General features: G+C 68.1%; 13 protein-coding genes and 2 tRNA genes. 4 read left to right on the forward strand and 11 right to left on the reverse strand.

Annotated features, from left to right (window positions below; all coding sequences use genetic code 11):
- Nucleotides 1-83 precede the first annotated feature (83 nt).
- The 9 genes from D7Y04_RS07120 to D7Y04_RS07170 form a co-directional block, all read right to left on the reverse strand.
- Nucleotides 84-157 (reverse strand) — tRNA-Leu (locus D7Y04_RS07120).
- 22 nt (nt 158-179) lie between these two features.
- Nucleotides 180-255 (reverse strand) — tRNA-Pro (locus D7Y04_RS07125).
- A 226-nt stretch (nt 256-481) separates the two neighbouring features.
- Entirely contained in the window at nt 482-1108 is a 627-nt protein-coding gene (locus D7Y04_RS07130) for an NIF family HAD-type phosphatase (protein ID WP_121758713.1), read from the reverse strand.
- A 58-nt stretch (nt 1109-1166) separates the two neighbouring features.
- A complete protein-coding gene (locus tag D7Y04_RS07135; protein ID WP_121758714.1) occupies nt 1167-1796 on the reverse strand; it encodes a hypothetical protein in 630 nt (209 codons plus the stop codon).
- A 68-nt stretch (nt 1797-1864) separates the two neighbouring features.
- On the reverse strand, nt 1865-2644 hold the full coding sequence (locus D7Y04_RS07140; RefSeq protein WP_121758715.1) for a hypothetical protein: 780 nt from the start codon (nt 2642-2644) through the stop codon (nt 1865-1867).
- Nucleotides 2641-3042, reverse strand: coding sequence for a hypothetical protein (locus D7Y04_RS07145; RefSeq protein ID WP_120596510.1), 402 nt, complete (start codon nt 3040-3042; stop codon nt 2641-2643). The genes D7Y04_RS07140 and D7Y04_RS07145 overlap by 4 nt, the downstream gene beginning before the upstream one ends.
- A 75-nt stretch (nt 3043-3117) precedes the next feature.
- Nucleotides 3118-3762 (reverse strand): hypothetical protein, encoded by a 645-nt coding sequence (locus D7Y04_RS45075; protein ID WP_233601369.1) that lies wholly within the window; start codon nt 3760-3762, stop codon nt 3118-3120.
- Nucleotides 3762-5759, reverse strand: coding sequence for an AHH domain-containing protein (locus D7Y04_RS45080; protein ID WP_199749629.1), 1998 nt, complete (start codon nt 5757-5759; stop codon nt 3762-3764). The genes D7Y04_RS45075 and D7Y04_RS45080 overlap by 1 nt, the downstream gene beginning before the upstream one ends.
- A gap of 91 nt (nt 5760-5850) precedes the next feature.
- Nucleotides 5851-7089, reverse strand: a complete 1239-nt coding sequence (locus tag D7Y04_RS07170; RefSeq protein ID WP_120599822.1) for a styrene monooxygenase/indole monooxygenase family protein — start codon at nt 7087-7089, stop codon at nt 5851-5853.
- 187 nt (nt 7090-7276) lie between these two features.
- Between D7Y04_RS07170 and D7Y04_RS07175 the strand changes: the two genes are divergently transcribed.
- The 3 genes from D7Y04_RS07175 (at nt 7277) to D7Y04_RS07185 (ending at nt 10187) form a co-directional block, all read left to right on the forward strand.
- Complete coding sequence (locus D7Y04_RS07175) at nt 7277-8368, forward strand: vWA domain-containing protein (protein ID WP_120599823.1); 1092 nt, start codon at nt 7277-7279, stop codon at nt 8366-8368.
- An 89-nt stretch (nt 8369-8457) separates the two neighbouring features.
- Nucleotides 8458-9066 carry an isochorismatase family cysteine hydrolase gene (locus tag D7Y04_RS07180; RefSeq protein ID WP_120599824.1) on the forward strand — a complete coding sequence of 203 codons (609 nt, stop codon included), beginning with the start codon at nt 8458-8460 and terminating at the stop codon, nt 9064-9066.
- An 89-nt stretch (nt 9067-9155) separates the two neighbouring features.
- Complete coding sequence (locus D7Y04_RS07185; protein WP_120599825.1) at nt 9156-10187, forward strand: hypothetical protein; 1032 nt, start codon at nt 9156-9158, stop codon at nt 10185-10187.
- 94 nt (nt 10188-10281) lie between these two features.
- Here D7Y04_RS07185 and D7Y04_RS44365 read toward each other — a convergent pair whose 3' ends face one another.
- Nucleotides 10282-10917 (reverse strand): hypothetical protein, encoded by a 636-nt coding sequence (locus D7Y04_RS44365; protein WP_158627454.1) that lies wholly within the window; start codon nt 10915-10917, stop codon nt 10282-10284.
- Nucleotides 10918-11292: 375 nt separating this feature from the next.
- Here D7Y04_RS44365 and D7Y04_RS07195 point away from each other — a divergent pair, with 375 nt between their 5' ends.
- Nucleotides 11293-12318 carry a lipase family protein gene (locus D7Y04_RS07195; protein WP_121758717.1) on the forward strand — a complete coding sequence of 342 codons (1026 nt, stop codon included), beginning with the start codon at nt 11293-11295 and terminating at the stop codon, nt 12316-12318.
- A 24-nt stretch (nt 12319-12342) separates the two neighbouring features.
- Here D7Y04_RS07195 and D7Y04_RS07200 read toward each other — a convergent pair whose 3' ends face one another.
- Nucleotides 12343-15060 carry a hypothetical protein gene (locus D7Y04_RS07200; RefSeq protein WP_121758718.1) on the reverse strand — a complete coding sequence of 906 codons (2718 nt, stop codon included), beginning with the start codon at nt 15058-15060 and terminating at the stop codon, nt 12343-12345.
- Nucleotides 15061-15073: the final 13 nt, after the last annotated feature.

Here is a 15073-nt window from a genome sequence, read left to right on the forward strand (position 1 = left end):
CACCAAGGTCGTCTGCGCGGTCGGACGTGGCCCCGGGGACGTCCGGTGATCAAGGAAATGATCGTAACGACAGGGGAAAATAGTGCCGAAGGCGGGATTCGAACCCGCAACCTCCGCGTTTTGAGCGCGGCGCCTCTACCGATTGGGCCAACCCGGCGTGAGCTGTCTTGGATGTGAAGTCGGGATGACTGGATTCGAACCAGCGACCTTGCGCGCCCGAGGCGCACGCTCTTGACCAGACTGAGCTACATCCCGATGGGTTTGAGTCCTCGAGGGAGGACCCGGACATGACTGAGGCCGGGTCCCCCCTCGGGAGCCCGGCCTCTGTCCATGCCCGTCCCGGTGTTACCGGGTGGCGGCGTGGGTCAGGTACCGGGCGGACAGCCGTGGAACGAGGCAATGGCCAGTTCCAAGCTGTCTGGAGTGGGCTCCATGTCGGTGGGGCGGTTGGGGTTCGGCTCGTCGCGCTTCGTCATGGGCGTCACACTCCTTTCTCGGGGATGAGGGACGCAGCAGACAATCCGTCCTGACAGAGCTGCTTCCGCCAGTTCCGCTTCTCGATGCACCGGACGTTGTCCACGTCCGCGAGCGTCTTCAGATACCGACCCAGGTCGAGCAGCTCCGTGTCGTGCGCCTCGCCCTCGTATTCGCGCACGTAGATGGCGTTGCCGTGGTTGTGGATGCACCTGGCCGGCGTGTCATCGACAATCAGGACGCGCTCCAGCCGGTAGCCCCGCCGCTTCAGCTTGCGCAGCTTCTTGACCCAGCCGTAGTGCGCATCCAGGTCGAGAAACCCGTCCCGCTGGACGCCGGCCCGGTCGAGCCCATACGTGCACCGGCTCCGCCCCCAGACGAAGTCCAGCTCGAGCTCCGGCGGGACAAGCCGCTTCACGAGTTCCGCCACGTACTTGTCAGCCCCCGCAGACCAGATGGCGAGCCGGAAGCGAGAGGCGCACTCCCGCAGGAATGGCTCCAGGTGCGGACGCACGTGGACGAAATAGCCCAGGGCCTGGAAGTCCGCCTCCCGGGCCAGGGGCTTCTCGCTTGCGTGGACCAGGGTCTCATCCAGGTCCAGGATCAACAGGATGCGGTCCGTGGGCGCCGTCACCGGTGGGTCTCCCTCCCGGTGATGTCGCCGCACGGCTCACGGAAATGACGACGCGGCGTCACTGCACGCCGGGCGCTCGGAACACCTGGCCGTTGCGGCCTTCCAGCACGAGGCTGGCCTCGTCCGTGCTGCCCACTCGCAGCTCCACGCGGGCCTGGCCGCGACGGTCCACCAGGAGCAGGCCGGGCGAGCCCTCTTCGTCCGCGCCCAGGATGGCGCGGGGGCGTCCCGTCACGTCCGCCAGCTCCAGTCGCGACGAGCCGTCCACCTGGAGTCCCACGGAGAACAGCTCCGCGCCTCCGGACTTGGACAGCGTCAGGCGCGGCGCCTCGTCGGAGAACACCATCAGCTCCGCCAGTGACTCGCCTTCCGCCGTGGAGAAGCGCAGCCGGGGCGAGTCGTCCTCGCCCACGCCCAGCAGCGCCCGGGGACGGCCTTCGCTGTCGTTCAGCACCAGCGACGCGCCGCCATGGCGGTTCGCATCCAGGCTGGCCCGTGTGCGGCCCCTGGCGTCCTTGAGCACCAGTCGCGAGGCGACCAGCTCTCCCGAATGAGGCTGCTGCGCTTCGTCACGCAGGGCCGCGGTTCCCAGTCCCACCCCGGCCAGCACGACGGCCGCGAGAGTGAGGCCCTGCCACCGTCGGAGCCGGCCTTCCAGCCGCTCCATGCGCGCGTCCAGTGAGTCCATCCCGGCGTCGCCTCCTGTCCCACCCTGGTGGGACGGCAGGAGGCTAGCAGAGGCCGGCGGGTCTCCGCTCAGCGGGGCAGGAAGAGGAGCAGGAACGTGGGCAGCGAGGCGACAAGAATGCCCGCGCAGAGTGTGAGCACCATCTGGAGGAAGAAGAGGTCCTCCAGCGTCTCCTCCAACACTCCCTCCAATCGATCGATGGCCAACATCTCCAGTTCCCGCACGGCGGAAGGCACGTCCGACGACGTCAGCACCGCGCGCAGGGCGATGAGCCCCAGCACCCGGCGGGACTGGTCCATGAGGAAGCCCTCCAGCCATCCGGCGCGGGAGGCCGCGGATTCGCGCTCCTCCTCGGGCTCCCGCATGCGCTCCGCCACCGACTCCTCGATGGCCCGGGTGAGTTCCGCGCGGCTGGGCGTGCTGGCCCCGCGCAACCGCCGGGCGACCTGCATCGTCGCGGGCTTGAGGATGGCGTACGCATAGCCCATCAACCCTCGCGCGCGGACCTCGCTCGCGAGCCGTGAGCTGACCCCGTGGAGCATCCAGACGTAGCCCCCAGCCAGAGCCAGGGGCAGGGGTGTGAGCACGAAGCTCAGGTAGTTCAGCCAGGAGGGCGTTGGTGTCGCGCCCGTCCAACGCGGCGCGAGCACGAAGACGCCTGCCAGCACCAGGCCGAAGCACCCGAAGAGGAAGAAGCCCTTCAGCGCGCCCATCACGCCGGAGCCCAGCAGCGCGGGCACCATCGAGAGGAGGCTCCGCAAGCCCGCGCGGGCCATGCCTCCCATGGACTCACGCGGAGGCACTTCGAGCGGTGCCGCGTCTTGTTGCTTCAATGCCGCGTGGCTCATGACGAGCGCTCCAGCTCGGCGGCAGCCCACCGGTCCACCTGTTCCGCGGAGGGCGGCGATACCGGCTCGCTGGCCTTCAGCTCGCGCCGGCGCCGCCACCACATCAGGAGCGCGGCGGAGCCGAAGAGCACGGCGCCCACGGCCAGCCGGGGCAGCAGCCATGGAATGGGACCTGACCGGGCGCTCTGGCGCTCCTTCCACCACGCGGTGCCGGTTCCAATCAGCGCGAGCACGCCCAGAATGGCGGCCATGTGCCACAAGAGCCCACTGTCAGGGCCCGGCACAAGCGCCAGCAGCCCCAGGAACACTGTCGTGGTCCACAGCAGGATGCGGCCCAGCCGGAAGTTCGTCAGCCCCAGCAGCACCGCCGCGACGGGCTTCGAGCCCTCACCACTCATATTGCGTCCCCATGGGGACGTCATCCTAAAGGGGGACGGACTCGCGCCCCAAGTCAGCCCCGGGCGCGTCCGGGCTCATGGCTGGGGGCGCCACCACAGGCCCTTCAGTCCCGCCTGCTCACACGCCTGCCGTGCCTCCTCGGTGTAGCAGTAGTAGAGCAGCTCGGGGACGAAGAACACGGGCGGGAAGCCTCCGGGGGGGGGGCGGAGCACGAGCGGCTCGGCTTGTTCCTGGCCCAGGAATTCTTCTCCGCACCGGTGGAAGGGAACTCCCTTCACGAGGGTTCGCTCCCGGTCAAGGCAGTCGGTTTGCTCCAGCAACTGGAGGATGACGAAGTCCTCGTTCTTCAGCGCAGGGTCCTTTACCGGGTACCAGGTCCTCCTCCGGGGGTATCCGCTTTGGACGAGGTGCCGGATGCGTTCCGAGTAGATGACCGCGGGGATGAGACGATGGCGGAACGGGCCAACTCCCTCAAGCACACGCACCATGCGCCGGGAGAGCAGCAACCACCCCATGGGAGCGGTGAACAGATGGTCGAGCCGGGCGGCGCTCTCCAGGTTGCCGACGAACTCCATGACTCCGGGCGCGCCCTGCTGGCGCTGGTAGTCGATGCCCGGTTCGAAGAACGTCACGGACTCGAAATCGTCGAACTCGATGAGCGTGGCGTCATGGACATCTTCTTCCTCGATATGGGCGGTATCAGCCGTCAATGCATACATCATGTGGCGTGTGACTCCCCGTGGGAGGACAGCTCCAGCAAGGCCAATTTCTTCCCCGTGAGCACCCTACCGCCGCGCTGCTCCTGGATCACCTTGATGACCGGCTCCTTCAGGCTCCCGGATTGGATGGCCTGGCGCAGTTCGTGCTCGACCTTGAGGATGGCCTCCTCGATGACCTTGGGTGTCCAACTGGAGGGGGAGCCTCTTTTGGACAGATTCCTCAAGGCACCATCAAGCTGGGTCTCCACGAACTTGCTGTAGCGCGGGTGGCTGCCCGAGTGGATGAGCTGGCCCTCCACGTTGAGCCCGGAATGCATGTCGAGGATGTTCGACCCCTGGTCAATCGTGTAGCCCTTGAGCCGCTCCATGGCCATGCGGGTCAGTGGGTGTTTCTGGGCGACCCCGTCTGGGATGAGGTGGTGCATGGGATGACCGGCGGAGATCCGGACCTCCGCCGCCGCCCGTGCCGCCGGACCCTGGGTCTTCTCCACCCAGTCCAGGTAGTTCTTCCGGTAGCGGGTGAAGACGCTGAGGCGGGGCGTCCCCTTGCCGACCTTGAGCACCACCAATCCATCGTCGGTCACCGTGAGCGCTCCGTACTCGTCGCCCAGGGCCTTTCCGTGCGGACGGCTCAGCCGATAGGGCTGGGAGCCCGTGTTCAACTTCTCCAGGCGGTATCCGGCAGCCTGGAGCTCCTGCTTGAATGCATTGAACTCCGGCGTTCCTTCCTGAGGGATGCGGCGTCCGACGAAGTCCTTGAGCTTGTCCCAGTTGGGGAGCTTCTCCAGCAGCTTCTCCAACTCGGCGTCACTGAGCATGCGCTCGGTCAGGCTGGGCTCGGGGTCCGGCTTTGATGTCCCGCCTTCCGTGACCGCCTTCGACAGCAGCGGCGTGCCGGCTCCCCAGGGATTGAAGGGAAGCGGGATGGCGGGGGCGGCGGTGATGGATCCCGGCTGGAACACGGGGACGCCCGCGTAGGCTCCGCCGGGACCCGCCGCCGCCATCATGTAGATGCGGGGTGGGGTGATTCTCACGGACGTCATCAGCTTGAGCCCACGTCCCGCGTTGGTCTTCACGCCCATCAGCGCCAGCGCCGCCATCGCGATGCTCACCAGCATCCGGAGGAAGGACTTGCTCGCCTCCTTGAGCTTCTCCGGTGAGCCGTTGGCCTCCCAGGCCTGGGTGAGCCACAGCTGCGCGTGCTTCAGGGCCTCCCCTCCGGCCTCGATGAGGCCATGGGCTCCGAACGCCGCCAGGCCCAGCTGGATGAGTGCCGCCGCGAGCTGTCCTACGCCGGTGGGCGTCGCCGCCAGGAAGGTGGACAGCGCCTCCGCGGCGATGAAGCCCACCACCATCGCGGAGATCGCCAGCCAGTTGTCCAGGATGGCCTTGCCGTACTGCCCGGTGACCTCTCCGAAGTACTGATCCGCCTGCCTCACGGAGGTGATGACGTCCTCCAGGTGCCGGGCGGCCTTGCGTGCCTTGGCCATCGCCTCGTGGGTGATGGAGCCGCTCGACACGATTCCCTGGAGCTGGTTGGCGAAGGCGATGCTCACCAGCCAGATGCGCTCGCCCGCGACCAGCCGCACGTCACCGTCGATGCGCTGGACCCCCTTGCGGCCACTCTTCACGTTCACGTGATGAATGACATTCTCGTAGAAGCGCAGGTCCCGTCCCGGCTGGATGGCCTGCCGGTAGATGCGCGCGGCGATGGGCTCCAGGCGGTCCCCTGGACGGACCTGATAGAGCGTCGCCGCGGGCTCCGGCAGTTGGGTCGCGATGCGCAAGGTCTGCACGTAGCCTTGCAGCAGGTATCCCCCCACCACGGTGGAGACGTAGGACCATCCAGGTGCCTGGGCATGGTCCCGGATGACGCTCACCCGCGTGCCCGGAGGCAGGGGCGCTGGCGTCAGGCATGTGGAGCCCTTCATCTCCGCGGGAAGCGTCCGGAGGTTGGCGCCATCACTCTGGTCGATGAACCCGAGCTGAATCGTCATGTTCCCCCCAGGTCTCGGGACTGAGAGGATTCAGCCACCCGGACCGGAGGTGAAGGACCGGCCGGGTGGGAATGACAAAGACTTACAGCCGCTACGCGGCGGCCGCCTGCTGGATGCGCGCCTCGGTCTCCGCAGGACTGACAATCCAAGGCCAGAAGCGCTGCGGCTCTCCGAAGTTGTCGAAGAACGTGTCGGCCAGGGGGGACATCGCCGAGGCGGCTCCCAGGTAGCGCAGCACGTGCGGCGGAGGCGGCTGGAGCAGCAGGTTGGTGAACGCGGTGATGAACTGGCCCTCCGTCCGCCAGAAGTGCTCGAAGGTCTGCTCCATCCAGTCTGGCGTGAAGGGCTGGTCGCCGTGCGCGAGGATGGCCTGGGTCATCGCATGCGCCTGCTTCGACGCGCTGTTGAGCCCCTGGCCCGCGATGGGGTCGTTGAGCATGACGACATCCCCCATCCCCATCACCGTGCGTCCCGAGGGCAGCCGCCCCACCGGTTTGCGCACCGTGGGCGTGAACGCGCCGGTGAGCCAGGAGGACTCGTCCACGATGCTGGCGCCCTCCAGCCGCTCCGCTACCCACGGTGAGAAGTCCCGCAGCACCTGCTTCATCCGCTCCATCGCCTCCCTTGCTGTGCTCACGCCGCCGAAGCGGTCCAACCCCTGGCCGGGGATGGCCTCCAGCAGGATGCCGTTCAGCGGGCCCCGGATGCGGTCGAAGTACGGCATGGCGAAGTACTCGCCGTGGCCCGCCGTCAGGATGAACTTGAGCGCGGGGTAGGGCGTCTCGTGCAGCGGCTTCATGCCGGTGACAATCATTGCCACCAGGTTCCGTTGCGGCTGCGTGTGGACGCTGCGCTCGGCGTCCCGCTCGAACAGCCGCGTGAAGCTGTTGCGGCCCGTCGTCACCACCACCAGGTCATGCCCGGGCGCGAGCGCCTCCAGCGCTTCCACGTCCACGTCCCGCACCACCACGGTGCCGCCGCGCCGCTCGAACTCCGCGAGCCAGCGGGAGTACTTCGCCCGCAGGTCCAGGGACTTGCCTGGATTCAGGATGCGCCCCTGGACTCGGAGCGCCCGCTGACCCGGCGCCGCGCAGACGTCCAGGTCCCCGCCCCGGGCGGACTCCCCCGGGCCCGTCCAGAAATCGAGCCCCAGCTCCTGCTCGTACCGGTGTGCGCGGCCGAAGAGGTAGGTGGTCGCGGCGAGCCGGGCGTTGAAGATCTGCTCGGGCGTGCGGTCCGAGTAGACGGTGACCGCGTAGCCCTTCTCCAACAGGCCGAAGCCGAGCTGCAGACCCGCCTGGCCCGCTCCGATGATGCCGATGTTCCTCATGGTCCCCCCTGGGTGGTGTCCGGGCGTCACGCCCTGCCAGGACACTACGAAACGAGGGCCCCTTCCTGGCAACGCACGGCGGTACGAGGCCGCCCGGAAAACGACGCCCCGGAGCCCCCTTTCATGTCAGACCCCGCGAGTACTGTTCCTCCTGTCGCAGCGAGAAACGAACGAGGGGGAACACGTCATGGCGAGTTCTGTGATTGATAACCGCGTTGAGGTCGTCTTCAGCTTTGACACCACGGGCAGCATGTATCCGTGTCTCGCGCAGGTGCGGAAGAAGCTGGGGGCCGCCGTGGCCCGGCTGACGAAGGAGATCCCTGGCATCCGCATCGGCATCATCGCGCACGGCGATTACTGTGACGCGAAGTCCACCTACGTGACCAAGGCGTTGGACCTCACGGACGACGCCAAGGCCATCACCCGCTTCGTGGAGAAGGTGGGCCAGACGGGCGGCGGTGACGCGCCGGAGTGCTACGAATTGGTGCTGCATGAGGCCCGGAGCCTGTCCTGGACGGAGGGCTACACGAAGGCGTTCGTGCTCATTGGGGACGACGTGCCGCACCCGCCCCAGCACAACCCCAAGAAGCTGGACTGGCGCAAGGAGGTGGCCGCGCTGGGGGAGCAGGGCGTGCCTGTGTATGGCGTCCAGGCGCTGAACCGCCGTCACGCGACGTCGTTCTACAAGGAGCTGGCGGAGAAGTCGGGCGGCTTCCACCTGAGCCTGGATCAGTTCTCACACATCACCGACATGCTGCTGGCCGTCTGCTACAAGCAGTCCTCGGACTCTCAACTCCAGGCATACGAAGCGGAGGTGTCCCGCGAGGGCCGCATGAACCGCGGCCTGAACGCGATGTTCAACACGATGCTCAAGCGGACCGCGTCCACGCTCTTCGGTGAGACGGACCTGCGCGCGGTGCCGTCGGGGCGCTTCCAGGTGCTGGAGGTGGAAGGGGACAGCGCCATCAAGGAGTTCGTGACGGAGAACGGCCTGGGCTTCAAGACGGGGCGTGGCTTCTACGAGTTCACCAAGACGGAGACCATCCAGGGCCGCAAGGAGGTGGTGCTGATGGACCGCAAGTCCGGCGACCTCTACAGCGGCGAGCGCGCGCGGGAGATGCTCGGCCTGCCGCCCGGGGAGACGGTGCGCATCCGGCCCGCGAGCCTGGAGAAGTACGTCGTCTTCGTCCAGAGCACGTCCGCCAACCGCAAGCTCAAGGGCGGCACGAAGTTCCTCTACGAAGTGGAGGACTGGGACGGCGCTCGCGCCGCGGCCTGAGCCAGGGGATGGCTTGACGGCCTGTTGGAATGACTGACAAACATGGCGGGCGTCCGGAATGGTCCGGTCCCCTTGCCTCGGAGTCCGCCATGTTGCTCGACCCTTCAACCACCGCCGTGTTGTTGATTGAGTACCAGAACGAGTTCGCCACCGAAGGCGGCGTCCTGCACCCGGCCGTGAAGGGCGTGATGGCCGAAACGAAGATGCTGGAGAACACCCTCGCGGTGGTGAAGGCCGCCCGGGCGAAGGGCGTGACGGTGATGCACGTGCCCATCACCTTCGCGGAAGGGTACGGCGAGCTGACCCGGCACCCCTACGGCATCCTGAAGGGCGTGGTGGACGGGAAGGCGTTCGTGAAGGGCAGTTGGGGGGCGCAGATCATCGACGCGCTGGCGCCGCAGAAGGGCGACATCGTGGTGGAAGGCAAGCGTGGCCTGGACACCTTCGCCAGCACCAACCTGGACTTCATCCTGCGCAGCAAGGGCATCAAGACGGTGGTGATGGGCGGCTTCCTCACCAACTGCTGTGTCGAGTCGACCATGCGCACCGCGTACGAGCACGGCTTCGACGTCATCACCCTCACGGACTGCGCCGCCGCCACCTCGGCGGAGGAGCACCGCAACGCGCTCAAGTATGACTTCCCCATGTTCTCGCGCCCCATGCCGTCGTCGGAAGTGATTGGCATGCTGGGGGCGTAGGGCCGGAGGAGCGCGGCGCGAACCCCCTTGCGGCCGTGCGTGCGACGCCACTAGAAGCACGCCGTTGCCTGACCCGAGGGGGTTTTCGCGTGTATCGAAAGAATGTTCTCAGCGCCGTGTTCGCGCTGGGGTTGCTGACGGCGATGGGGGCCCAGGCCGAGGTGCTGTATGCCCAGGCCAACTTCCTTCTGAACAAGAACCAGCTCTCCGCGGTGAACTACCGCGGCAAGGGCGCGGCCATCCCCGTGGGGGCGAAGGTCGCTGTCCTCGAGCGGGACAACGACGAGGTCCGCTGCAAGGTCATCGAGTCCGGCGCCGAGTTCCGGTTCGTGACGCACCGGAGCCTGGGCAAGCCCATCAACGTGCTGTTCGCCGGCTTCTTCGCCGAGCAGGACCCGGCCTCGCGCATCGCCGCGCTGACGCCCGAGGAGCAGAAGCAGGTCCGCGCTGGTGAGCTGGCCCGGGGCATGTCGCGAGAGGCCGTGCTGCTGACGGCCGGGCCGCCGCCGCCGCACCGCACGCCTTCGCTCCAGAGCACCCGCTGGACGTACTGGAACTCGAAGTTCTCCACGTTCGAGGTGGAGTTCGGCCCGGATGGCAAGGTCGTGCGCGTGGGCGACGAGCCCGCGGCCGCCCCGGCCCCCGCGCCCGTGGTGGAGAAGGCCTACTACCACGCGACCGCGAACTTCCATTTCGAGGACGGCACCGTGTCCTGGGTGAACTACCTCAAGGGCCCCATCATCCCGTTCAACGCGAAGGTGGAGGTGCTGGACAAGGGTTCGTCCTCCGTGAAGTTCAAGGTCGTGGAGACCGGCGCGGAGCTCGAGTTCACGAACGACTCGCGCTCGGGTTCGGAGACCTGGAAGCTGTTCCAGGCTTCGTTCGCGCCGGACGACCAGGCCGCGAAGCTGGAGGCGCTGTCGGTGGATGACCGCAAGAAGGTCTCCGCGTCGGAAGTGGAGCCCGGCATGAGCCGCGAGGCCGTGCGCATGGCGTGGGGCCCTCCGCCCGCGCATGAGACGCCGTCGTTCCAGTCCAGCACCTGGACCTACTGGAAGTCGAAGACGTCCAAGGTGCGGGTGAAGTTCGGCAAGGACGACAAGGTCGCCACCATCGAGTAGCGCGGCGGCTGGACGTTCGTGACGACACGAAAAAGGGGTGACGGCTCATCGCCGTCACCCCTTTTTTCATCACCGCGTCAGGCTGCGCGGCGGACTACTCCATCGTCGGGACCTGGCTCATGCCGGCCGTCGGGTCCTGCTGCGGCCCCTGGGCCAGAGACAGCACGCTGGTCGCGACGTCGCTCACCGCACCGACCGCGCCGCCCACCGCGCCCACGGCGCCACCCACCGCGCCCACGGCGCCACCCACCGCGCCCGCGGCGCCACCCACCGCGCCCGCGACGCCCTGCACGCCCTCAGCGACACCCTGCACGCCCTGCGTGATGCCCTGCACCAGCTGCGCGATGCTGCTCAGCACGGAGGCGGCGCCCTCCAGCAGCTCGCCCAGCTTCGCGGCCTTTCCGCCGAGGCTGCCAGCCGCGTCGAAGCCGTCCTGCTTCAGGCTCGACAGCTTGTCGGACATCTTGCCGCCCACCTTCCCGAAGGGGGAGGCATCCGCGGCGCCCGGAAGGCTCGGCGTGGTGGGCTTGGAGACGGAGGACGGCAGGTCGGGCGTGTTGGGCTTGGAGAGGGAGGACGGCTGGTTGGGCGTGGTGGGCTTGGAGGTGGCGGACGGCTGCGTCGGGGTGGTCGGCTTGGAGGTCGCGGACGGCTGGGTGGGGGAGGTGGTGGGCTTGGAGGCGGTGGACGGGATGGAGGGGGTGGAGCGACCGGCGGAGCGGATGGCCATGACGTGTCTCTTTTCTGGAAGGGGAGGGAGTGTTGCTTTCAGCGACGAGGACACCCATAGCAGCGGGCATGCCAACGCCTCGGACCCCTCAGGGCACGCGCAAGCCGTTGATCTTGCTGGGAGTGCATGAGGCACAGCCCCGGCTCCTGGGCTTGCGCCTGGTGACTGCCGTCAGGCGTTGATGTTTCCAGTCACCAGGGGCGGCTTTGTGTCGGGCGTCGCGTCGACCGACGCGTCGAAGGCGCGCGTGAACCCCCTTGCCGCGAGGGCCTCCGGGGGACGCCGCGTGCGGCATGGGCGCTGCAATCGGTGCCTGGCAACGGATGGCGACAGGCGTCGCCCCGTTCCACCCGCCACACCTTCCTGGATCCGAACATGACGACCTCGACCGTTGCCGCCGTCCGTCCGCAGCCGAGCCTGCATGCCACGCCACCCGAGCCCGTGCTGGACGCGACCCAGGTGCTGGGCATGGGGCAGGGCGTGGTCGCGGCCTACGCCGCCTTCAATGGCAAGGAGTACTCCGTGCCCTCGGGCTGGACGCAGGCGGACACCCTGACGGCGTGGGTGCCTCAGAAGGGCGGCGTCGCGGAGGCGTTCGGCCTGTGGTTCAGCTCCGACGCGGATTCGACCACGGTGATGCTGGCGCTGCGCGGGACCGTGACGTCGGCGGACACGAGCGCGGACGAGCAGTACTCCACCACGTCCTTCGCGCCGTACTCCGGGATGTCCCTGTCGCCGGTGCCGCAGGTGCATGGCGGGTTCTGGGGCATCTACACCGGCACGAGCACCTCCGTGCCCCAGTCGATGCAGGCGCAGGTGTTCTCGTGGCTGAAGGCGAACAACATCCAGACGCTCTACGTGACGGGCCACAGCCTGGGCGGAGGCCTGGCGGAGTTGCTGGCGTTGGACCTGGCGGTGAGCCAGCCGTCGCTGAGCGTGACGACCGTCACGTTCGCGGCGCCGAAGGCCGGGCTCGCGGATTCATGGGGGACGGCCTACGCCCGATACGTCACGAGTCCGGCGACGGTGCGCGTGGTCAACCAGTACGACGTGGTGCCCACTCTGCCGCCGTCGTGGCTGGCGCCCAACTACACGCAGGTCGGTGTGGAGTTCGACGTGCTCTTCTACAACACGCTGAACGACACCAGCACGCAGGAGGCGACCATCCGGCACGAGATGGACAACTACCTCACCGTGCTCACCCAGGCGCTGCCCGCCACGCCCCAGCTCTACGTGGGCCCCTTCTCGGATGGCGTCTACACGGACAGCCAGGGCAACCCGCTCCAGGACACCAGCGTGGCGCCCACCGCGGACGCAGTGGTCAACGCACAGGCGTCCGCGAAGGCCCTGCCGCAGCGCCCGGTGGCCCAGCCTCCGGGCCGTCAGGTGGCGGCGAAGTAGGGCCTTCGTCCGTTCCGGCCCCGCTCACTTCTTCCGGGTGGGGCTGGCCTTCCGCGTGGGCCCGGCCTTCCGGGCGGGGACGGGCTTGGGCGCGGTGGGGGCCACGGGCGCCTGGGCGAGGATTTCGAACGGATAGGCATACGTCTTGGGGGCGCCCTGGGATTGGATCATCCGCCAGCGGTGCGCGGGTTTTTGGGTCTCGAAGTCGAGCATGAAGGTCGCGTCATCGAAGTCCGTCCGCTTCGTCAGGACCGCGTCAACCGGGCGGTTCTTGGCGTCGTCGAATACCGCGGAGAAACCCTCCTGGCCCGTGTCGTGACTCTGGATGCGGATGCGGCCCGGCTCGATGATCTCGACCTTGAAGCGGCCCCCTTCCAGCCGGGCCTCTGTATGCAGGCTCAGGGCCGTGGGGGATGACGCGACCCACTTCTCCGGCAGGGCGAAGGAGAGCTGCCCCTTGAGCCTCGTCAGGGGGACCCGCTCGAGCTGGTGGGGGATGTAGCCCCTGTGCGTGAAGCTCCAGCTCCGCCCGGGCGAGAACGTGGTGCTCCATTTGAGCTGCTGGCCATAGCCGTTGTGCCAGACGTACTGGTCCTCCTCATCCACCGCCTCGATGTCCGCCGCGCGCAGGCGCGTCCCGTCCGCGAAGTCCGCTTCGAGCAGCTCCAGCGTGACGGGGGGATCCGCCTGCGCGAAGGACTTCTGCACGTCGTCCGGCCAGGAGAACTCGACGTCTCCGCGGAAGACACCGTCGGTCACCAGCCAGGCGTGGAAGGGCGAGGCAGGGGCGTTCGGCGGGAGCGCCGCGGGGAGCGCGTCCTTCTTCACTGCGCCACTGAACGACGCGGTCCTCCTCGCGACCGACTCCGGGGACATGAGGTGCTGCTCGAACAGGGTTTGATCGATCATCGCGAGCGGAAGCGCCTCGGCGTCCCTGGCCGCGGCGTTCCCGGAGGGGAAGGGCGGCGTGAGCGTGAAGGGCCGGGTGTACGGCGTGGTCGCGTCCACCAGGACGAGCTCTATCTGCGCGGGCCTTCCTTCCACGGTGAACAGTGGCGCGTCGGGAGACAGCACGCCGAAGAGGGGGAGCGACAGGACCATGGTGAGGCCCGGGCGTGCCTCGGTCCTGAGGTACTTCCCCTCCGCGTTCAGGGCCCGCACCGCCAGCACTGTCGGCGGCGTGCCTTCGCTCCCCAGTTGGAAGGTCAGGGTGCCCAGGTGGATGCGCAGTCCCTCCACGAACAGCTTCCCGTCGGGAAAGGTCTGCTCCGCCCGGTTAAAGGGCGCGGCGAAGGGCAGGCGGATGCTCCGGATTCGCGTAGGCACATGCACGGTGACTGAACCCGAGATGGCCGGCAGCGTCTGGGCGTCCACGCCGGGCTTGAGCGCGAACTGGGCGTGGTGGGACGCCACCTGACCGCGAGAGGCGTTCTCACCCGAGAAGTCCTCCCCGACCTTCATCCCGTCCGGGCTCGCGGCCAGCGGGCCACACAGGGGGCGGTGGAGCTCCGGTTGCTGGACGCGCAGCTCCATCAGCTTGCGTCGCGCGAGGACCGGAACGTAGTCGCGGGGCTGGCAGACACGGGCGGTCAGTTGGAGGTGGTCGGCCTCGGGAGTGATGAACGAGGCTCGCAGGGACGTGAACGCGAGGCGCAGCTTCTTCGTCTCGTCCAAGGCATCACCCTTCCAGGGGCTGCAGTCGTCACCGGAGAGGGCGAGGAAGGACTCGGGCGTCAGCGTCTCCGGGTAGGACACCACGTTCTCGGGCGAAAGCACCGCGCCCTCGCGCAGGTCCTCCAGGTTCTCCGAGGGCAGAGGCTCGTCGCTGAAGGGAGAGAAGGCCCGCCGGAGCATGGCGGACTGCGCGCGCAGGGCGTTCACGTCGAAGGTGATGCGCAGGACGTCCTTGCCGGCCTGGAGCTTCGTGGAGGAGGCCACCACGGTCCGCAGCGCTGACTCGCTGGTGGTCACTCGCTCCCAGAGCGCCTGGATGCGTTCGGGGTGGGGCCCGGCGAACTCCACGTCCGCCCGGATGGCACCGCTCGCATCCGCTCGCGCGGTGAAGGAGATTCGCCGGGCCGCATCCGTCGCCTGGAACTGCTGGATGGCCAGCATCAGGAGGCCGGGGACGAACGGCTCCAGGACCGGCCCCACCTCGACGCCCCCCTGGGCGATGAACAGCGGCTCCATCTTCTGGCCGGGCTCGCGGGCGAGCCGTGCCGACACGTCCGCCGCGAGCGCCGGAGGCACGAACGCGAGGAGCTGCTTCGTCTTGAGCAGCCGCAAGGGGCCCGCGCGCTCACACGTCTCCGGGTCGATGAGGACGTAGTCGCCGTCTTTCGTGGCTTCGATGATCCGCGCCGTCTGGAGGACCTCCAGCGCCGCGTCCTCCGGGCCATGGGAGGCGAACACTCGGAAGGGTGCCGTTCCGCCAGGGGTCTGCATCAGGCCCGCGGCGAACGACGAGAACGTGTCCAGGACGAGGGCCCGGTGCCGGGGCGGGATGTTCCCCAGCTTCAACAGGTGCTGCTCCGCGGACTCGACCGCGTCCTTCCAGGTGGGATCCGCGCTCGCGGTCTTCAGCAGCCGCAGGTTGAGGGCCACCGTCGCGGTGGGCTCGCCGTCCGTCGCGAGCGCCAGCAGCCGGTGGTCCGCATTCGAAGGCGTGGTGTCGCGGCCGCTGGCGCACCCCACGAGGAGGAGCGCTCCCAGGCAAAGAATGACTTTCTTCAGGTCAGGCATCCGCGAAGTCCAG

This window comes from Corallococcus sp. AB038B, assembly GCF_003668955.1.
Taxonomy (GTDB): domain Bacteria; phylum Myxococcota; class Myxococcia; order Myxococcales; family Myxococcaceae; genus Corallococcus; species Corallococcus exiguus.